Here is a 19,548-nt window from a genome sequence, read left to right on the forward strand (position 1 = left end):
GGAGAACGCTCTTATGATCCAGCCTTTTCAGATTGAAAACACCAAGCTTGGCGAGGGGGAAAAGTGCTTTCTGATTGCCGAGCTTTCCGCCAACCATGACCGCGACCTCGACCTTGCGTTGAGACTGGTCGATATCGCGGCCGATGCCGGGTGGGACTGCATCAAGTTCCAGACCTATAACGCCGACAGCCTGACGGTGCCGTCCTCGCACAGTTCGATGAAGATCGACCAGGTCTGGGGGACGGACAACCTCTATGACCTCTACAACAATGCCGGGATGCCGATGGAGTTCCACGAGCCGCTGTTTGCCAAGGCGCGCGACCGTGGGCTGATCCCGTTTACCTCGATCTACGATCCCCGCGATCTGGAGTTCGTGGAAGGCCTCGATTGCGCGGTCTACAAGATTGCCAGTTTCGAGATGACCTTTGACGATCTGCTGATCGAGGTGGCCGGCACCGGTAAGCCTATCATCATGTCGACAGGCATGGCCAATCTGGGCGAGGTCGATCACGCGATGGAGGTGTTGGAGAAATACCGCTCTGGCCCTGTCACGCTGCTGCATTGCGTCAGCAGCTATCCGGCCCCGGTCGAAGAGGTGAACCTTGCCTCGATGGAGACGCTGAAAAAGCGGTTCGGGCGGCATGTCGGGTTTTCCGACCACACCATCGGGCCGAAAGTGGCGCTGACGGCGGCGGCCATGGGGGCCGTGGCCATCGAAAAGCATTTCACCGATGACATGTCGCGTCCGGGACCGGACCATCGCTTTTCGGCAACGCCGGATGTGCTCAAGGAAATCGCGGACGGCGTGCAGTTCATCCACACCGCGCGCGGATCCGAGCTGAAGGATACGGCGGCGGCAGAGGCAGGCAACCGCGAGGCGTTTCGCCGGTCGGCCTTTGCGTTGCGCGATCTCAGGGCGGGCGAGGTTCTGACTCCCGCCGATTATCGCTTCGTGCGCCCGAATGCCGGTGTTCCGGTGGGCGACAAGCCCGCGCTGATCAACCGGGCGCTTGGGCGGGACGTGAAGAAATACGATCCCATCACCTACGAGGATCTGGCCCCCAGATGAGGCTGCGCCCCGCCACGATCGAGGATGCGCGCCTGTTGTTCGACTGGCGCAACGATCCGGTCACGCGGGCGATGTCGGTTCGCCGCGACCCCGTGGCGTGGGAGGATCACCTTGCCTGGCTGGAGGCGAGCCTTGGCAGCCCCCTGCGCCGCATCCTGATCGCCGAGGACGGGGTGCCGCTTGGCACCGTCAGGCTTGACCGCGATATTCGCACCGAGGTCTCGATCACGCTGGCCCCGGCGGCGCGCGGCCATGGACGCGCTGCCCCGATCCTGCGGCTGGCGACCGAGGGGCGCGGGCCCTTCGTGGCGCGAATCCGCCCCGACAATGCCGCCAGCCGCCGCGCCTTCGAGGCGGCTGGATTTGCCTTCACCCACCATGCCGACGGTATGGACTGGTTTCTCAAGCCCTGACAAAGGACGATGCCATGACCCCTGAACAGATCGAAGAAAAGCTGAAGCTGATCGACGCTATCGAGCAGGTGCGCACCAAGAACAACGTGAACTGGATGAACCTTTTGCGCGTCGCGCTGAAGGCCGACCCCGCGGGCACGCTGGAGCTGGTGCGCGAGATCAACACCAAGGACAATGAAATCTCGGAACTGTTCGCCAAACTGGGCGAGGCTGTCTGAGGGGGAACCGGGCGCGCAGACCCGCGCGCCCGGTTTGTCAGATCACAATGTTGAATCGTTGCCGGATGGCGGCGTCGATGTCGGGCGCAATCATGCTGCCCGCCCGGCGCAGGATCGACTCCTTGCGGGCAATGGCGGTGTCCAGCAGCTTGGGGCGGCTCGCTTCGTCCCATTCCTTGGGGCTCATCCGGTTGCCGATCTCGGGATAGATGTATTCCGTTTGCATCAACCGCAGTGTCTGGTCCGAGCCGAGGTAGTGGCCCGGCCCGCCAAGGCAGACCTCTTTCATGGTGTCGAGCGACACGAAATCCTCGCTCACCTCAATCCCGCGCACGCAGCGTTGGACCTGACCGAGCACGTCGTTGCCCAACACGAGGCTTTCGAGGCAGAAGCCCAAGAGAGACGCGTGCATCCCTACGGACTCGTAGACCATGTTGAGGCCGGATAACCCGGCCAACACATTGGTGATCCCCTGTTCCCACCCGGCCTGCATGTCGGGCAGCTTGCTATCGGAAATCCCCGCCGCCGCGCCGCCGGGCAGGCCGTAGAAGTGATGCATCTGCGCGCAGCCTGCCGTCAGCAGGGCCTGCTCGGCGGACCCGCCCGACATGGCCCCGGTGCGCAGGTCGCTGACGAAGGGCCAGGTGCCGAAGATCGCGGGATGACCCGGCGCGATGGCGTTGACATAGACCACGCCCGCCAGGCATTCGGCCACTGCCTGCACGATGGCCGTGGCAATTGGGGCGGGGGCGGTGGCCCCAGCTTGGCCTGCTGACAGCAACAGCACCGGCATCCCCGCGCGGATGCAGTTTTCCATCGCAACGCAGCTTTCCTCGGCGAATTTCATCGGCGGCACGACGAAGCAGTTGGAATTGGAGATGAAGGGGCGCGTGCGCCATGCCTCTTCTCCGCCGGCGATCAGGTGTATCAGGTCCATGCAGCCCGAGACATGAGAGGGGTCCGAGAACGACGTGCCGACATGTTTCGTCGTGCCTGCGCAACAGCCGTAGATCGTGTTCACGTCCATGTCGTAGTTGTCGGGAATGTCCCGGCAGACCATGGGCCGTTGCAGGAAGTGGATGTTGTCGAGGTTATGCACCAGCCGCGCCGCGTCATAGAGGTCGGCCGCCGTCGATTCGCGGTAGGTTTCAGTGGCCAGGTCGACGATATGCACCGCAGCGCCTGCCGTGCCGAAATGGGTGCGGGTGCCGGACAGGTGCAGGTCGTATCTGGGATCGCGCCCGCATAGGGTGATGTCGCGGGCCGCCTTGGCCAGCATGTCCTCGACCAAGGAGCGGGGGAAGCGCAGCCGCCCGTCATCGCCAAGGATCGCGCCTGCCGCCGTCATCGCCGCGACACCGGACGCCGGGGCTTGGCTCAGCCCGATTTCCTCTAGCGCTTGCAACGCCGCTTCGTGGATTCGGATCACCTGCGCCTCGGTCAGGGGTTTGAAGCGTCCGCCTTCGAGGCCGGGGCGCACAGGCCGGATATCGTCGGCCAGCGGGGCCGAGCGCAGCGCCTTGCGTGCAGCCCGTCCCCCGGCGCGGCGCGCCCGGGGCGAGGTGGGGGCAGGGTCCATCATGTCCATCACAGCTTTACCCTTTCGGCCTTGGGGTCATACATCGGCTTCAGGCTGGCCACGGCGGCGTGCCGGGTGCCTGCGATCTCGATTTCATAAGTGGAGGCCAACACATCGGCGGCGCTTTCGCCGGCGCAGGGCACGTAGCCAAGGCCCACGGCAGCCCCGAGGAAATGCCCGTAACTGCCCGAGGTCAGGTATCCGACCATCTGGCCATCGCGGATGATCGCCTCGTTGTGGAACAGCATCGGATCAGGGTCTTGCAGGCGGAACTGCACCAGTCGCCGGGTCAGACCCTCTGCGCGTTTTCGCAGCACGGCGTCGCGCCCGATGAAGTCGCCCTTGTCGGTCTTGACGGCAAAGCCAAGCCCCGCCTCCAGCACGTGATCTTCGTCGGAAATGTCATGGCCGAAATGGCGGAAGGCCTTTTCCGTGCGGCAACTGTCCAGCGTGTGCAGCCCGCAAAGCTTCAGGCCTGTCGCGGCCCCGGCCTCTTCCAGCGTTTCAAAGACGTGGGCGGCCATGTCGGAGGAAACGTATAGCTCCCACCCAAGTTCGCCCACGTAGGTCACCCGATGCGCGCGGGCCAGCCCCATGCCAATCTCGATCTCGCGCGCCGTGCCGAAGGGATGCGCGGCGTTTGAGAAGTTATCGGGGCTGACCATCTGCATCAGGTCGCGCGATTTCGGCCCCATGACGCAGAGCACCGCCTCTGCCGCCGTCACATCGGTGATGACAACGAATTCATCGCCCAGATGCCGCCTGAGCCACGATAGATCGCGTTGCAGAGTCGCCCCCGGCACGACAAGGAAGAACACGGTGTCCGACAGGCGCGTCACGGTCAGGTCGCATTCGATGCCGCCGCGACTGTTGAGCATCTGGGTATAGACGATCTTGCCCGGTGCCACGTCCATCTGGTTGGCGCAGAGCCGTTGCAGGAAGGCCAGCGCGCCCGGCCCTTCCACCCGGATCTTGCCAAAGCTGGTCATGTCGAACAGGCCCACGCCCTCGCGCACCGACAGATGTTCGGCGGCGTGGTTGGCAAACCAGTTCTGGCCCTTCCAGTCGTAGCGGTATTCGCGTTCCTGACCGTCGAAGGCGAACCAGTTGGCGCGTTCCCACCCTGCCATTTCGCCAAATACCGCGCCGCGTGCCTTGAAGTGGTCGTGCAGCGGCGACCGCCGCACCCCGCGCGCGGTTTCTACCTGCCGGTAGGGGTAGTGGTCGGCATAAAGCAGCCCGAGCGTTTCGCTGACCCGCTCGCGCAGATAACGCCGGTTGCGCTGGAACGGCTGCGCCCGGCGGATGTCGGATTCCCACAGGTCAAACGGCGGCTCGCCATCCTCCATCCACTGCGCCAACGCCATGCCCGCCCCGCCCGACGACACGATCCCGATAGAGTTGTAGCCCGCCGCCACCCAATACCCTTTCAGTTCCGGCGCTTCGCCAAGGTAATAGCGGTCATCGGGGGTGAAGCTTTCCGGCCCGTTGAAGAAGGTGTGAATGCCCGCCGTTTCAAACATCGGCATCCGGTTCATGGCCATGCCCAGAATGGGTTCGAAATGGTCGAAATCCTCGGGCAGGCTATCGAACTCGAAGTCTTCGGGAATGCCGGACATTCCCCACGGTTTCGCCTTGGGTTCGAACGCACCAAGCATCATTTTCCCTGCGTCTTCCTTGTAATAGGCGCATTCATCGGGCACCCGCAGCACAGGCAGGCGGGAAAGCCCCGCGATTGCTTCGGTCACAAGGTAGAAATGCTCGCAGGCATGAAGCGGCAGGGTGACGCCCGACTGGTTGGCCAGATCACGCCCCCACATGCCGCCGCAGTTCACCACCAGATCGGCAGTGATATGACCTTGGTCGCCGCCGCTTTCCCAATCGACGCCGCTCACCGCGCCGTTCGCCTGCGTCACGCCGGTGACCTTGACGCCCTCGATCACCTTTGCGCCGTTCATCCGCGCGCCCTTGGCCAGAGCCATGGCAATGTTGGCCGGGTCGCATTGCCCATCCAGCGGCAGATGCACTGCGCCCACCACGTCGCCGACATTCAGGTGCGGATACATCGCCTTCACCTCGTCCGGCCCGATCTCGGCCACATCGACGTCGAAGGCGCGGGCCAGCGTGGCTTGCCGCAGCAGCTCCTCGTGTCGATGTTCGGTCAGTGCGACGGATATCGAGCCGTTCTGCCGCATCCCCGTGGCGACGCCGGTTTCCTCCTCCAGCCGGACGTAAAGATCGGCGGAATACTTGGCCAGCCGCGTCGCGTTCTGGCTGCCGCGCAATTGCCCGATCAGCCCCGCCGCGTGCCATGTGGTGCCGCAGGTCAGCGTTTTGCGTTCCAGCAGGACGATGTCTGTCCAGCCGAGCTTGGCAAGGTGATAGGCCACGGAACAGCCTGAAACCCCGCCGCCGACGATGACGACGCGGGCGTGGGTTGGAACGGTGCTCATGCCCGCAGCCTTTCGTTTTCCGGATCCCACAGCGGGCGGTCGTCTTGCACCACCGCGCGGAACCGTTCGCCGTAGATTTCGACCTCCAGCGCCGTCCCCGGCACCGCCAGATCAGCCCGCACCATGCCAAGCGCGACCGAGGCCCGAACGCGGTAGCCCCATGCGCCCGAGGTTGTTTCGCCCACGATCTGTCCGTCATGCCAGAGGCAGGACATGTAAGGCGCATCGCAGTCGCCCGCCTCGACCAGCAGCGTCACGAAGCGTTTCTTCGACCCCTGCTGTTTTTCGGCCATCAGGGCAGCCTTGCCGGCAAAGTCCTGCGGCTTGTCCAGCTTCACGAACCGGTCCAACCCGCCTTCGAACAAACTGTAATCCGTGGACAGATCGCCCTTCCACGCGCGATAGCCTTTTTCGATCCGCAAGGAATTCAGCGCCCACATGCCGAAGGGCTTGGCGCCTGCGTCGATGATCGCCTGGTAGATCGCGGGCATATCCTCGTTCTGGGCATGGACCTCCCACCCCAGTTCTCCGGTAAAGGACACGCGGATCAGGAAGGCGGGCTTGCCCGCTATCGTCGTGTGCTGATGGGTCAGCCAGCCCATGGACAGGTCCGCATCGGTCAGCCCCGCCAGCACATCGCGAGAGGTCGGCCCCGCCACGATCAGACAGTCCCGGTCGCGGGTAGTCTCGGTCACCGTGACGCCCTCTGGCACCGACCGCTTGACCAACTCGCCGTCATGCCATTGGGCCGTGGCCGCCGTGATCAGAACGAAGCTGTTTTCCTCCAGCCTGATGCAGCTCATCTCGGTCAGGATGCGGCCGCGGTGGTCAGAGACATAGATCAGGCCGATGCGGCCCACCTTGGGAATGCCCCCGGTGCAGAAGCCGCGCAGCCATTCGTCCGCGCCGTCACCCTTGACCCAGAACCGAGAGAATCCGGGCAGATCCAGCACGCCACAGGCATCGCGCACTGCTTCGCATTCTTCCTTGATCCGTTGTTCCCACGGACCGGACCGGCCCCAAGTGTGAGTGCTGTCTTCGCTGGTGTCGTCGCCTGCTTTCGCGAACCAGTTGGCCCGTTCCCACCCGTTATAGTCCCCCATCACGCCGCCAAGCGCTTTCACCTTGTCATGCACCGGCGACAGCTTGCGGTCGGGTGCGGCGGGCCAGCGGTGCCAGGGGAAATGCATGGCGTATTCGTTGCCATAGACTTCCATCCCCTTTGCGACGCAATATTCATGATCGGTGTAGTCGGTGTAGCGGCGCGGGTCGCAGGCCCACATGTCCCACTCGGTCGCGCCATCGACGATCCATTCCGCCAGAACCTTACCAGCCCCGCCACCTTGCGCGATGCCGAAGGTAAAGACGCAGGCCTCAAACGCATTTGTCACGCCGGGCATCGGCCCAAGCAGCGGCATCCCGTCTGGTGCGTAGGGGATCGGCCCGTTAATGATGCGGCTGATCCCGGCCGTGGCGGCCAGCGGAACACGCTCCATCGAATCCGCGACGATATCTTCGATCCGCTCAAGGTCATCAGACCAGAGCTGGAAGCTGAAATCGTCGGGCATCACGTCGTCGGGCGTGTCCCAATGTGCGCGGCAGGTGGGCTCATACGGGCCGATATTGAAGCCGTGCTTTTCCTGCCGGAAATAGTAGGACACATCCACGTCGCGCAGCAGCGGCAGCTTGCGACCGTTTTCCTTCGACCATGCTTCGATCTCGGGGATTTCTTCTGTCAGCACGTATTGATGGCTCATCACCATCATCGGAACGGTGCGCCCGCCATAAGGCTTGAACCATTCGCCGACACGCTGCGCGTAGTAGCCTGCCGCGTTCACCACGTACTCACAAGCGATGTCGCCCTTGTCGGTGTGAACGATCCATGTGCCGTCCGCTTTTTGCGTCACGCCGGTGGCCGGGCAGAAACGAAGGATTCTGGCCCCCATGTCGCGCGCGCCCTTGGCCAGTGCCTGTGTCAACTGCGCGGGGTCGATATCGCCATCGTTGGGGTCATAGAGCGCCCCGGCTAGGTCATGCGTTTCGATAAACGGATAGCGCTGCTTCACCTCTTCGGGCGTCAGGATCTCCAGGGTCATGCCCTGTTGCAGCCCCATCCCCTTGGCGCGTTCGAACTCTTGCATCCGTTCCTTGGAATGCGCCAGCCGGATCGACCCGGTCTGGTGATAGTTCATCGGGTAGTCCACCTCTTCGCCCAAGCGTGCGTATAGCTCGGTCGAATAGCGCTGCATGTTCATCACCGCCCACGACGTCGAGAAGGTCGGCACATTGCCCGCCGCGTGCCAAGTGGACCCGGCCGTCAATTCGTTCTTTTCCAGCAGGACGCAATCGGTCCAACCCTTCTTGGCCAGATGATACAAGCTCGACGTGCCGACCGCGCCGCCCCCGATGATGACGACCTTTGCCGATGCGGGAATCTCTGCCATCCGACCCTCCTGTTCCGTGTTGTCTTGAACATTGGGGCAGGATCGCAGCGCTATCAATCGTCTTGTATCGGGGTTATTAATCGACAAACCCGATTAGGGGCGCTGCCACCGACCGTTTAGGATGCTCCGATGCAGATGGAATTGATCGAAACCTTCCTTGATCTGTGCGAGACCCGCAGCTTCAACCAGACGGCGGAACGATTGGACATTACCCAATCGACGGTATCGGGCCGGGTGAAAGCGTTGGAAAAAGCGCTGGACCGGCGGTTGTTTCTGCGCAGCCGGTCGGGGACGTCGCTGACGCTGGAGGGAATGCGCTTTGAACCCCATGCCCGCGCGCTGCGGGTGAACTGGTCAGAGGCCCTGCGCGCCACCCGCGATGCGGGGCCGACGGCGACGACGCTGCGGGTCGGAATCCAGCGCGACCTGACCAGCACCAATATTGCCGACTGGGTGCGCGAGGTCAGGGCGTTCCTGCCCGAAACGGCCCTGTATGTAGAGTCGGATTTCTCGGTCCAGATGTGCAACGACCTTGTGCAGGGCGAATTGGACATTGCCGTGATCTACACGCTCAAACCGCATCCCGACCTGCATTTCGAAACCCTGAAGGAAGTGCGCTTTCGCATGGTTTCCGACGTGGCCGAGCGCCTGTCGGACGTGCCGCAGGACAGCTATATCATGGCCGAGATCTCGCCCGCCTTCGATCGGGTCCATCGCAGCCTGCTGCCAGAGCTTGGGAATGCGCCGGTTCGGTGCGGGCAGAATTCCTTGCTGGAGGCGCTGGTCACGTCGCTTGGCGGCACGGCCTATGTTCTGGAGGAAACGGCAGAAGCCCTAGTAGCATCGGGCCGCTTCGCCTTTGTCAAGAAAGCGCCGATCATTCCGCAGCCGGTCTATTCGGCGATCCATCTTCGCAATCGCCACCGGTCGTCGCACCGCAGGTTGATCCAGATGCTCGCGGCCCATTTCGCCGACCGACCGGCCCCGCCGATCAGCGTTTGAGCCAGCGAAAGACCAACGGGCCGGTGAAGATAACCAGCACGATGCGCACGATATGGGTGATCGAGACATAGGCGATGTCGCCGCCCATGGCGAAGGCCAAAAGGCTCATCTCGGTCAGGCCCCCCGGCGAATACGCAAGGAACGCCTGACTGACATGGGTGCCGGTCAGCCATGCCACGACCGAGGCAAAGCCAAGGCCGGTCGCCAACATCCCAAGGGTGGAAAAGATGCCAAGAAACAGGTCGCGCCCGACCTCTTTAGCGCTGGCACCGATGAAGCGGCACCCGATGATGGTGCCCATCACGATCTGCGCGGCAACCACCAGAACCGTCGGCGGCGGCACCGTGACGAGGTGAAAGAAATGTGCAGCGCCCGACAGCAGCATCGGCCCGAGGATCGGCGCGGCAGGCATGCGGAGCGATCGGCCAAGGAAGGCCCCTGCAACGGCACAGGCCGCGAGAATGAGGTAATCGGCCAGCCCCACATCCCATATCCCGGTCCACGCGCGGCCCTGACCGCTGGAGGTGACTCCAAGCGCCAAGCCGAAATAAAGGGCGACGAAGCCGATCACCAACAAGATGCGGCTGGCATGGGCCAACGCGATGCTCTTTTCGTTGCCCCCCTGTTCGGCCCCGAGGATCAGCATCTCGTTCAGGCCGCCGGGCATGGCGCTGAAATAGGCGGTGACCGGGTCGTATTTTCCGATCTTGCGATAGAACAGGAAGGAACTGCCAGCCGCGACCATCAGGAAGGGGGGCAGGACCAGAAAGCTCACCAGCCAGTCGCCGAGGGCCGACAGGATATCCGGCGAAATCCGGGACCCGAGCAGCACGCCGATGACGGGAATCACGATCGGGCGCAGTTTGGCCGGGCCGGAGGTCGGGGCGTGTAGCATGGCCGCGATGGTGTTGCCGATCATCGGCCCCAGCATCCACGGCAGCGGCAGCCCGAGCGAATAGGCAAGCAGCCCGGTCAGGATTCCGAGGGCAAGGGCGAGTCCCGCCCGCACCTGTTTTCGGTCGAGCAGGCTTGCTGTGCTCTCGGCGGTGCTCACCCGCCAGCCATGTGGCGGTCGCCACGGGCCTTGGCCAGGTCGATCTGACGCTGGCGTTCTCGGAACCGCTCGCGGTCTGCGTCGCTATGTTCGGCCAGGCATTGGTGACAGGACACGCCGTCCTCGAATTCGGGGCGGGTGCGGTCCTGGGGTTGCAGCGGACGGCGGCAGGCGCGGCACAGGATATGCGGGCCTTCTGTCAGGCCGTGTCCGACCGAGACGCGTTCATCGAAGACGAAGCACTCGCCATGCCAGAGGCTTTCATCCTCGGGCACATCCTCCAGATATTGCAGGATGCCGCCCTTGAGGTGATAGACCTCGTCCACCCCCTGTTCGATCAGGAAGTTCGTGGACTTTTCGCACCGGATGCCGCCAGTGCAGAACATGGCGATACGCTTGTTGTGGAAGCGATCCTTGTTTGCCGCCCACCATGCCGGAAATTCGCGGAAGCTGGCGGTTTCGGGGTCCACCGCGCCCGCGAAAGTGCCGATGGCGATTTCGTAGTCGTTGCGGGTGTCGATCACCGCCACGTCGGGCGCGGATATCAGAGCATTCCAATCCTTGGGCCGCACATAGTGGCCGACCTTGGCCTTGGGGTCGACGCCCGGCACGCCCATGGTGACGATCTCTTTCTTCAGCCGCACCTTGAGACGGGGGAAGGGCATTTCGGTCGCGGTGCTTTCCTTCCACTCCAGATCGGCGCAGCCCGGCAGGGCGCGGATATGGGCCAGTGCAGCGTCGATCCCGGCGCGCGGGCCAGCGATGGTGCCGTTGATCCCCTCTTGCGCGATCAAAACCGAGCCGCGCACGCCACCTGACTCGCATACCGCGCGCAGCGGTCCACGCAAGGCGTCGGGGTCATCGAAGCGGGTGAAATGATAGAGCGCGGCAACTGTGAACATGCCGCTGAAATACGCCCAATTGAAACAGGGAACAAGAGGCCCAAGCCCGGTGGATCCACCGGGCGCAAGGCGGCACGAGTCGTTGATTTTCGTGCCGCAACGGGGGCAGTGTGGCAAACGGAGGTTCGCTTGGCGGCTGGCTGGTGCGGTGATGGATCAAAGCCCGAGCGCGTCCATCATCCGATAGGTCGTAACCGTCGCTGCAACTCCGAGCTTGCGAAACCGATGGAAGGGGATTGGCTGAGCTTCTGTCACCGGGAATGGCAAATCGGCCTCTGCCGTGCCAGTGCCCCAATCGGCCAGCATCTTTCCCATGGCCGTGGCCAAGGCCACCCCGCGCCCGTTATAGCCGAGCGCGGCAAGCGCACCGGGGGCAACGCGTATGACCTTGGGATAATGATCGGGCGTCACCGCAACGAACCCGCCCCATGCATGGCGCCAGCCAAAAGGTGCAAGCTGTGGGAACATCTGCACGCTGGCCTTGCGCAGTGCCGCCAGTCGGGCCGCAGTGGCCCGGTCGCCATAGGCCCCGCGCCCGCCCATGACGAACCTGCCAGCGGCATCTTTCCGAAAGTAAAGCAACAGGCGCCGCAGATCCGAGGGCGCTTGCCCGCCCGGCAGGATGGTTTGCGCGATGTCGTCAGGCAGCGGGTCGGTGGCAACCTGCACCGAGCGGACAGGCACCACGGTTTTCGCAAGCCCCGGTATCAGGCCATCGGTGTAGCCGTTGGTCGCAAGGACGAGCTTGCCCGCGCGCACCGTGCCTGTCCGTGTGTGCACGACATGGTGGCCGTCCGTCATCGTCAGCGCCGTTGCACGGCTGTTTCCATGGATCACCGCGCCGGCCTTGTCGGCGGCAACGGCCAGTCCGGTAGCATAGTTCAGCGGGTGCAGGTTGCCGCCGCGCAGGTCGATCAGGCCGCCCCGATAGGCGGTGGTGCCGATCATCGCGGCGGTTTCATCGCGCGACAGCATCCGAACCGGTTGTTCCCGCGCGGCCCATTGGTCGGCCTTGCCTTGCAGGTCGCGCAAGGTGGCGGGGCTGTGCGCGGCGCGAATCCAGCCGACGGGGCGGGGGTCGCAGGGAATGCCGTGGCGTTCGATAAGATCGAAGACCAACCGTCCGGCGCCTCCGGCGAAGGCGACCATGCGGGCCCCGACCTCTCGTCCGAACCGATCTTCTGCGTCGTCAGGGTCGACATGCAGGCCCGGATTGACTTGGCCGCCGTTGCGCCCCGAGGCGCCCCAGCCCGGCTGTTCGGCCTCCAGCAGGACCACGCGCAGCCCGGCCTCGGCGGCATGAAGCGCGGCAGAGAGCCCGGTGAACCCGCCCCCGACGATGGCCAGATCGGCCTCGGCCTCGCCAGTCAGGGGCGGAAAGACCGGGGCCGGGGTTGCTGTCGCGGTCCAAAGGCTATCGGCGATCACGGGGCGGTCATTGGGGATCATGGCGACACCTTTTTCATGCCCGAACCCTCGACCATAGGCCCCGGCCCGGTCAACCGCATTGACCCATGCCGCGCCGGGCCCTAGGCCTTGTGGTCAAGAAACAGGAGGCCGCATATGACCCATGCCTTGATCGTCATCGACGTGCAAAATGATTTCTGCCCCGGCGGTGCGTTGGCCGTGCCCGAGGGCGACGTGATCGTGCCGGGTATCAACGCCTTGATGCCAGAGGTCGACGCCGTGGTGTTGACACAGGATTGGCACCCCGCGGGGCATTCCAGTTTTGCCTCTCGGCATTCGGGGCAAGACCCCTATGCCTTGATCGAGATGCCCTACGGTCCACAGGTGCTGTGGCCCGACCATTGCGTGCAGGGGTCCAATGGGGCCGCGTTTCACGCCGATCTCGACGTCGATCGGGCCGATCTGATCATTCGCAAGGGCTTTCAGCCCGCAATCGACAGCTATTCGGCCTTTTTCGAGAATGACCGCACGACCCCCACGGGGCTGGAGGGTTACCTGCGCACGCGCGGGATCGACCGGTTGACGATGGTGGGCCTTGCCACGGATTTCTGCGTCAATTTCTCGGCGGTGGATGCGGCCCGACTGGGGTTCCAGATCACCGTGCGGCAGGATCTGTGCCGGGCGATCGACCTCGACGGGTCGCTTGCAGCGGCCATCGAGGGAATGGCGATGGCGGGGGTCGCGCTGCAATAGCAGGGTGGTTCAGGCTTTGCCGGAGCGCACTTGCGCGGCGAATGCCTCGATCTCCTCGGCCGCGTTGTCGAGGTTGGACGCAATGTCTCCAAACCGGTTTCGAAGGGCGTCGCAAGATGCCGCAGAGCTGTGCGGTGCGTCTGAAAACGCCTGAAGCGAGGCGGGATCGGTGATCTGCGGCAACCCCGTGAACTTGTCGGAATCGTTGGCGAACACCGCTGCCGGTCGGCCTGCATACACCCCGTCCAAAAGGGCCGTGGAAGGGGTCGATACCATCAGGTCCGATACCGCCAGGATGTCGGTCATGGTCATGCCCCGCAGCGGGCCGCTGCCCTGATGGGAAAGCACCACATTCGGACAGGCGGCCAGACGGCGATCAAGCTCGGCCATCGGCGCGCGCTTCTTGCCCCGGTGGGATCGCAGGATGGTCAACACGTCGGGGTTGGCGCGGGCGAAGCCTTCGATCAAGTCATAGCAGGTGCGGATCTGCTCCTGCGAAAAGCGATCTTGCCACCGGAACGAATGGCAAAAGAGCAACCTCTGGCGATACGCCGCGACTGCTGGGGCCACGCCCGGCGGCAGGGGGCGCGGGTCAAGGACGGCGGGTTTCAGAAAACCCACGGATGCCGCCTTGCCGATGGCCGGGCCGAAGACCGACGGGTCGGGCGGTTCATACAGCAGAACGAGGGCGGAGTCCCACGGCAGCGGCCCGCCGCTATCCGAATAGGTCCAGTCGCGTTGAATCACCCCATGCTGCACCGAGACACAGGGTTTGCCCGCCCGCGAAATCGCCGCGGTTCGTTTGCCATGGGCCGTTTCATCTGTGGCGGGATCAGAGAGGCCAAGCAATATGTCGAAGCGCTTGAGATACGGCCGGTAGAGATGCTTCAACCACCGGTTCGGCCGCACGACCGGCACCATCCCCGCACCGCGCAGAAGCGGCAGCGCCCGAGGTTCCTTGCGAGCAAGGGCCGTTGTCGCAAAGACGTTGACGTCAACCCGGCCCCGCGCCGCCAAGACCCGCAGCAGCGCAAAAAGCGCCTCGAAATCGGGCAACCCGTTCAGGAAGACACCGATCCGCGCCTTGCCGTTCACGCCAGCGCGTCTTTCAGTGCGGCAACCACCCGGTCCTGTTGTTCCTCGTCCAGTCCGAAGTAGAGCGGGATCGAGATTGCCCGGTCGTAATACCATTCCGACACCGGGAAATCGCCGGGTTTGAAGCCGAGCCGCCGGTAATCGGGCTGGGTATGCACCGGGATGTAATGCACGTTCGCGCCAATACCCGCCGCGCGCAGGGCATCGAAGACCGCGCGCCGCGTGTGGTTGGTTCGGTCGGTGTCGATCAGGATCGGGTAGAGATGCAGGGCAGAATAGCTGTCGGGGTTCTGCCACGGCAGGATCAGCGGCAGATCGGCCAGCAACGCATCATAGCGTTTCGCCATCTTCTGGCGATGCGCGACGAAATCGGCCAGCCGCCTGGCCTGGCTGACGCCAAGCGCCGCCTGCATTTCGGTCATCCGGTAATTCAGGCCAAGCGCGACCTGATCGTATTCCCACGGTTCAGCGTTTTCGCTTTCCATCAGCGCCGGGTCGCGGGTGACCCCATGCGACCGGAAAAGGCCCATTTGCGCGGCAAGGTCGGCGTTCTGCGTTGTGGCGAGGCCACCTTCGGCTGTTGTGATGATCTTCACCGGATGGAAGCTGAAGACACAGATGTCAGAGAAGGCACAGGCCCCGATGGGCTGGCCATCATAACTGCCGCCGATGCAGTGGCTGGCGTCTTCGATCACGCGGATGCCGTGTTTTTGCGCAATCGCACCGATGGCCTTCATATCCGCCGACTGGCCCGCGAAATGAACCGGGATCAGGATGTCGGGCTTGCGGTCCGCCGTGGCAAGCTTGGCCTCCAGCGCGACGGGGTCCATGCAGTAATCGCTGGCGCGGATATCGACAAAATCCACATCTGCCCCGCAGAGCCGCCCGACATTGGCCGACGCCACGAAGGTATTGGGGACGGTCCACAGCAGGCCACCGGGTTTCAGCCCAAGCGCGAGGCAGGCAATATGCAGTGCCGAGGTGGCAGAGTTCACCGCCACCGCATGGGCCGCGCCGGTGGCACCTGCAATCGCGGCCTCGAATTCCGGCACCTTGGGCCCCTGCGTCAGGAAATCCGAGCGCAGCACCTCTACCACGGCGGCGATGTCGTCTTCCGAGATGTCCTGCCGACCGTAGGGGATGAAGCCCGTATCCGCCATCAGAAGTGCCCGATGGTTTCCGCGTTGGCCTGAATCCAGGCGCGCAACGTGTCGATATCCATCCAGTCGGCATTGTTGTCCGACGTGTAGGCGAAACCGTCTGACACTTTCCGACCATCCTTGATCCGGACCGCATCCCTGGACCAGTTGTGAATCGCGGGCAGGATCTTGAAGTGCTCGTCATACTCGTAGGTATGCGGCGCGTCCTCTTCGCCGATCATCTGCTCGTGCAGTTTTTCACCGGGGCGGATGCCGACCACCTCATGCTCGAAGCCGGGCAGGCAGGCCTCGGCGATGTCGAGGATGTTCATCGACGGGATCTTCTTGACGTAGATTTCGCCGCCAACCATGTCGTTGAAAGCGTGCCAGACCAGTTCCACGCCTTGCGGCAGGGTGATCATGAAGCGGGTCATGCGGGTGTCGGTGATCGGCAGTTTGGCACCGTCGCCCATGGATTTGAAGAACGGGATGACCGAGCCGCGCGACCCCATGACATTGCCGTAGCGCACCACCGAGAAGCGGCAGCCATCGCCACCGGCATAGGAATTGCCCGCAACGAACAGCTTGTCCGAGGCCAGCTTGGTCGCGCCATACAGGTTGATCGGAGACGAGGCCTTGTCCGTCGAAAGCGCCACGCATTTCTTGACGCCCTTGTCGATGCAGGCGTCGATCAGGTTCATCGCGCCGTTGACGTTGGTCTTGACGCATTCGAACGGGTTGTATTCCGCGGTCGGCACGATCTTGGTCGCCGCTGCGTGAACGACATAATCGACCCCGTCGAGCGCGCGATACAGGCGGTCCCGGTCGCGCACATCGCCGATGAAGAACCGCACGCGGGGGTCGTTGCCGAATTTCTTGGCCATATCCCACTGTTTCATCTCATCGCGGGAATAAATGATCAGCCGGGCGGGATCGTATTTTTCCAGCGTCATGGGCACGAAGTGGGACCCGAAGGACCCGGTGCCGCCGGTCAGCAGGATGGAGGCGTTTTTTTCCATGATATCGCTCATCTTGTCGGTTGCGAGCCTTCTCGCAGGGATTGCAGGCGGGATCAAGTTGAGCGGCGCATTTCCCGCTTGCAAAGGCATGATTCCCCCGCTATCCCGCCCGGCACGGTCGGAGTGTAGCTCAGCCTGGTAGAGCACTGTCTTCGGGAGGCAGGGGTCGGAGGTTCGAATCCTCTCACTCCGACCAATAAAATCAAAGATTTAGATGAGAATACATGCCGCCAATTGGGTGTATTGTCTCGATTTTGTCTCAGCCATAGAAGTGCAACCATGCCCGGGATCGAAGTAGGCTTAGCATAGGTAGCCTACTAGAACCGCACCGAGGCGCGGTGCATTGCTTAAGCAAACGAGTACTTCACCGATGTCCGCCAAGTCCCGCAGATTGCTCGCACCACGAGGAATCTTGTGCAGGATGAGCCCTGTAGTACCGGCACTCTGCTTTGATGACCTGAGCGCCCTCCAGAGGACGGGTCGCCCTTGCTAGATATGCTGTATTGCAGGCGACCATGTCGACCTTGCTGGCAACGGCGCTTCACACTGCTGATTTTTCGGGTAAAATCATCATATGGAAACTCACTTCAAATCACTATCGATCGAGTCGTGGCGACAGTATCGCAATGTCGATATTCAATTCCATCCTCGCTTGACGGTCATTACTGGCCCGAACGGAACGGGAAAGAGCACTATCCTAAGTCTACTGAATCGCCACTTTGGCTATGGCCGAAACTATCTTTCTACCCCTAAGAAGAACAAGAAGACCGGGATAATGCAATTCAGTACCGGCGCGTATGATTGGCTGATGAATAAATTGGCCCGCCCGGAAAGCAGCAATGAGGTAGCAGTAGGTAAGATCCACTATAGCTCTGGGGAAGTCGGAGAAATCCGAGTCCCAAGCCAGAATGCGATCCAGTACGGAATAAATGTCACCCCACAACCCGCAGTTCAGGGTGTCCACATAGATTCTCACCGCCCGCCTTCCGTGTACAAGCAAGTCCCTCACATCCCAACATCGGCAATTAATAAATCCAATATTGCACAATCTCTCAACAAAGAACTACGCCAATTCTACCAGAGTGGAAGCTCCCGTGAAGGGACACTCTTTCATATTAAATCTGCGTTGATTGCGATGAGTTTGTTCGGCCACGGCAACGAAACAATGGAGGCGGATTACGAACTAATTGATTTATTTAAAGGGTTCGAGGAGAAGCTCAGGATAATCTTACCGAAATCGCTTGGCTTTGAGCGATTAATCATTCGAATGCCTGAGGTGTTGCTCTCAACAAGATCGGGTGATTTTGTGGTCGACGCAGCCTCTGGCGGCGTCATAAAGCTCTTTGAGATCACGTGGCAAATCTACTTCTTTTCGCAACAAAAAAAGCATTTTGTGGTGACGATGGATGAACCTGAGAACCATCTTCACCCTTCTATGCAGCGAACCTTCCTTCGAAATCTCATGGACGCTTTCCCGAAGAGTCAGTTCATAGTCGTCACGCACAGTCCCTTTATTGTTTCGTCTGTTAAGGACTCGTCGGTGTACGTCCTGAACTACGTCGATGTCGAAGGCATCACTGAGCCGGGTTTCGATGAAGATCAGTCCGTTCGCGGCCTCATGGGCGCGAGAGTGGACAGTCAAAAGCTCGACACTGTTAATCGTGCTGGCACTGCTGCACAGATCCTTAGAGAGGCGCTCGGGGTGTCCACTACGATTCCACAGTGGGCGGACGAGCGAACTAAAGAGATCATCGAAGGCTATAAAAATCAGCCAATCACTAGTGAAGCATTGGATCGACTGACTGCTCAGCTCGAGAGTGAGGGTTTGGTCAGTGAGATTCCAGCTGCAATCAAAGAGCTAACCCAAAAGAAATGATTGCACTCACCAAACTAGCATCCCCAAGAATCTTAACTCAGAATGCGGCTGCCTGGCGAGCTGAGCTTCTCGCGACGATCGCTGCTGGCGAAGAGCCGACCAAGGCTCAAAAAAATAGATACAATCATGTCGACATTAAGGCGCAGCTGGTTGAGGAGACACACGGTAAGTGCTCATATTGTGAGAGCAAAATGCGTCATGTGGATGATGGCGACATAGAGCACATATTGCCAAAGGCTAAGCATCCTGATCTCAGCTTCGATTGGGAAAATTTAACTCTTGCTTGCACAATCTGTAATAGAAAGAAAGGAGACCACGACGCTCCTCCTGGAGATGCGCAGAGCCTTGTTAATCCATATCAGGATGACCCGAAGGCTCATTTTCTATTTCATAGAGAGATTCTCACGCCAACTCCGGAGAGTGTTCGCGGAAGCAATACTGAGAATATACTTGAGCTAAATAGGGCTGACCTGAGAGAGCGAAGGCGCGAGAAAATCGATGAGCTGCACCAGTATGTGACTGCCTACGCTCAGGCCGAAGACGATTATAAACCACTTGTCTCTCGTCAAATCCGCAAGCAATGCGTCGGCGCTGACAAGGAATACTCTGCGTTCTTGGAGCAATATATCTCAGAGATGATCACAAGGGGAACGTTACCAGAAGATGTACTAAGTTAAATAGCTGGTTTTTGTTGATATTGAGATCTCTGTCTGTTTCAAGTCGTTCGATGGCTCTGCCCCCGCGTTCAAGGCGTTATAACTATCTCGATATAGCCGAAGTATCTTTTCAAGACTTCCTACCCCCGCGGGGACACCGGGCAAATCTGTATCTGTGTATCGCTCTGGGTCACATTCCAAGACACTTGAGGCAGATTCATGCTCTTCAAGCCAATTATACGGCTGTAGATCAACATATTTTCCGGCTACCGCGCGGTTCGAGAAGGCGTTTTCGACGATCTCACGTTTTTCCGGTGGATCTGCGATTTCATAAAGCGAACAATGAGCTACCCCCCGAATTTCGGACACTGACATAAGCTACGAATTGCAGTTTGCTGATCTTCGACGAGAAGGAGATCAGAGATGTCGAAACGCAAGCAGCACGCGCCCGAGTTCAAGGCGAAGGTCG

General features: G+C 61.5%; 16 protein-coding genes, 1 tRNA gene and 1 pseudogene. 9 read left to right on the forward strand and 9 right to left on the reverse strand.

The window, feature by feature from the left end; genetic code table 11:
• Positions 1-13 precede the first annotated feature (13 nt).
• The 3 genes from BKY27_RS16220 to BKY27_RS16230 are packed head-to-tail and all read left to right on the forward strand — an operon-like array spanning position 14 to position 1,700.
• Positions 14-1,069 carry an N-acetylneuraminate synthase family protein gene (locus BKY27_RS16220; RefSeq protein WP_071675535.1) on the forward strand — a complete coding sequence of 352 codons (1,056 nt, stop codon included), beginning with the start codon at positions 14-16 and terminating at the stop codon, positions 1,067-1,069.
• Entirely contained in the window at positions 1,066-1,482 is a 417-nt protein-coding gene (locus tag BKY27_RS16225; RefSeq protein ID WP_071675536.1) for a GNAT family N-acetyltransferase, read from the forward strand. Before BKY27_RS16220 ends, BKY27_RS16225 begins: the two co-directional genes overlap by 4 nt.
• 14 nt (positions 1,483-1,496) lie before the next feature.
• On the forward strand, positions 1,497-1,700 hold the full coding sequence (locus BKY27_RS16230) for a hypothetical protein (RefSeq protein ID WP_071675537.1): 204 nt from the start codon (positions 1,497-1,499) through the stop codon (positions 1,698-1,700).
• Between the two features lie 37 nt (positions 1,701-1,737).
• Here BKY27_RS16230 and BKY27_RS16235 read toward each other — a convergent pair whose 3' ends face one another.
• The 3 genes from BKY27_RS16235 to BKY27_RS16245 are packed head-to-tail and all read right to left on the reverse strand — an operon-like array spanning position 1,738 to position 8,176.
• The gene (locus tag BKY27_RS16235) at positions 1,738-3,282 is read right to left on the reverse strand and encodes a trimethylamine methyltransferase family protein (RefSeq protein ID WP_071675552.1); all 1,545 of its coding nucleotides are present in this window, start codon (positions 3,280-3,282) and stop codon (positions 1,738-1,740) included.
• Between the two features lie 5 nt (positions 3,283-3,287).
• On the reverse strand, positions 3,288-5,732 hold the full coding sequence (locus BKY27_RS16240; protein ID WP_071675538.1) for a GcvT family protein: 2,445 nt from the start codon (positions 5,730-5,732) through the stop codon (positions 3,288-3,290).
• On the reverse strand, positions 5,729-8,176 hold the full coding sequence (locus BKY27_RS16245) for a GcvT family protein (RefSeq protein WP_071675539.1): 2,448 nt from the start codon (positions 8,174-8,176) through the stop codon (positions 5,729-5,731). The genes BKY27_RS16240 and BKY27_RS16245 overlap by 4 nt, the downstream gene beginning before the upstream one ends.
• Before the next feature lie 129 nt (positions 8,177-8,305).
• Here BKY27_RS16245 and BKY27_RS16250 point away from each other — a divergent pair, with 129 nt between their 5' ends.
• On the forward strand, positions 8,306-9,178 hold the full coding sequence (locus tag BKY27_RS16250; RefSeq protein ID WP_071675540.1) for a LysR family transcriptional regulator: 873 nt from the start codon (positions 8,306-8,308) through the stop codon (positions 9,176-9,178).
• Here BKY27_RS16250 and BKY27_RS16255 read toward each other — a convergent pair.
• The 3 genes from BKY27_RS16255 to BKY27_RS16265 all read right to left on the reverse strand — a co-directional run bounded on the left by BKY27_RS16255 (position 9,168) and on the right by BKY27_RS16265 (position 12,583).
• Positions 9,168-10,232 carry an AbrB family transcriptional regulator gene (locus tag BKY27_RS16255; RefSeq protein WP_233491865.1) on the reverse strand — a complete coding sequence of 355 codons (1,065 nt, stop codon included), beginning with the start codon at positions 10,230-10,232 and terminating at the stop codon, positions 9,168-9,170. The genes BKY27_RS16250 and BKY27_RS16255 overlap by 11 nt on opposite strands.
• On the reverse strand, positions 10,229-11,134 hold the full coding sequence (trhO, locus tag BKY27_RS16260; RefSeq protein ID WP_071675541.1) for an oxygen-dependent tRNA uridine(34) hydroxylase TrhO: 906 nt from the start codon (positions 11,132-11,134) through the stop codon (positions 10,229-10,231). Before trhO ends, BKY27_RS16255 begins: the two co-directional genes overlap by 4 nt.
• Positions 11,135-11,290: 156 nt before the next feature.
• Entirely contained in the window at positions 11,291-12,583 is a 1,293-nt protein-coding gene (locus BKY27_RS16265; RefSeq protein WP_071675542.1) for an NAD(P)/FAD-dependent oxidoreductase, read from the reverse strand.
• A 114-nt stretch (positions 12,584-12,697) separates the two neighbouring features.
• Here BKY27_RS16265 and pncA point away from each other — a divergent pair, with 114 nt between their 5' ends.
• Positions 12,698-13,294, forward strand: coding sequence for a bifunctional nicotinamidase/pyrazinamidase (gene pncA, locus BKY27_RS16270; RefSeq protein ID WP_071675543.1), 597 nt, complete (start codon positions 12,698-12,700; stop codon positions 13,292-13,294).
• A 9-nt stretch (positions 13,295-13,303) separates the two neighbouring features.
• Here pncA and BKY27_RS16275 read toward each other — a convergent pair whose 3' ends face one another.
• From BKY27_RS16275 to pseB, 3 genes are read right to left on the reverse strand one after another with little or no spacing between them, the layout of a single operon-like run.
• Complete coding sequence (locus BKY27_RS16275) at positions 13,304-14,389, reverse strand: hypothetical protein (protein WP_071675544.1); 1,086 nt, start codon at positions 14,387-14,389, stop codon at positions 13,304-13,306.
• Positions 14,386-15,549: a UDP-4-amino-4,6-dideoxy-N-acetyl-beta-L-altrosamine transaminase gene (gene pseC, locus BKY27_RS16280; RefSeq protein WP_071675545.1), complete on the reverse strand. Its 1,164-nt coding sequence runs from the start codon at positions 15,547-15,549 to the stop codon at positions 14,386-14,388. Before pseC ends, BKY27_RS16275 begins: the two co-directional genes overlap by 4 nt.
• Positions 15,549-16,559 (reverse strand): UDP-N-acetylglucosamine 4,6-dehydratase (inverting), encoded by a 1,011-nt coding sequence (gene pseB / locus BKY27_RS16285; protein WP_233491866.1) that lies wholly within the window; start codon positions 16,557-16,559, stop codon positions 15,549-15,551. The genes pseC and pseB overlap by 1 nt, the downstream gene beginning before the upstream one ends.
• Before the next feature lie 107 nt (positions 16,560-16,666).
• Between pseB and BKY27_RS16290 the strand changes: the two genes are divergently transcribed.
• The 4 genes and pseudogenes from BKY27_RS16290 to BKY27_RS16300 all read left to right on the forward strand — a co-directional run bounded on the left by BKY27_RS16290 (position 16,667) and on the right by BKY27_RS16300 (position 19,100).
• Positions 16,667-16,743, forward strand: a tRNA-Pro gene (locus BKY27_RS16290).
• Positions 16,744-17,121: 378 nt separating this feature from the next.
• Positions 17,122-17,256, forward strand: a pseudogene (locus BKY27_RS20670) (ATP-binding protein); the annotation flags it as partial.
• A 66-nt stretch (positions 17,257-17,322) separates the two neighbouring features.
• Positions 17,323-18,423, forward strand: a complete 1,101-nt coding sequence (locus tag BKY27_RS16295; protein WP_233491867.1) for an AAA family ATPase — start codon at positions 17,323-17,325, stop codon at positions 18,421-18,423.
• The gene (locus BKY27_RS16300; protein ID WP_071675548.1) at positions 18,420-19,100 is read left to right on the forward strand and encodes an HNH endonuclease; all 681 of its coding nucleotides are present in this window, start codon (positions 18,420-18,422) and stop codon (positions 19,098-19,100) included. The genes BKY27_RS16295 and BKY27_RS16300 overlap by 4 nt, the downstream gene beginning before the upstream one ends.
• Positions 19,101-19,548 lie beyond the last annotated feature (448 nt).

It is taken from the genome of Nioella nitratireducens (genome assembly GCF_001879715.1).
Lineage (GTDB): Bacteria > Pseudomonadota > Alphaproteobacteria > Rhodobacterales > Rhodobacteraceae > Nioella > Nioella nitratireducens.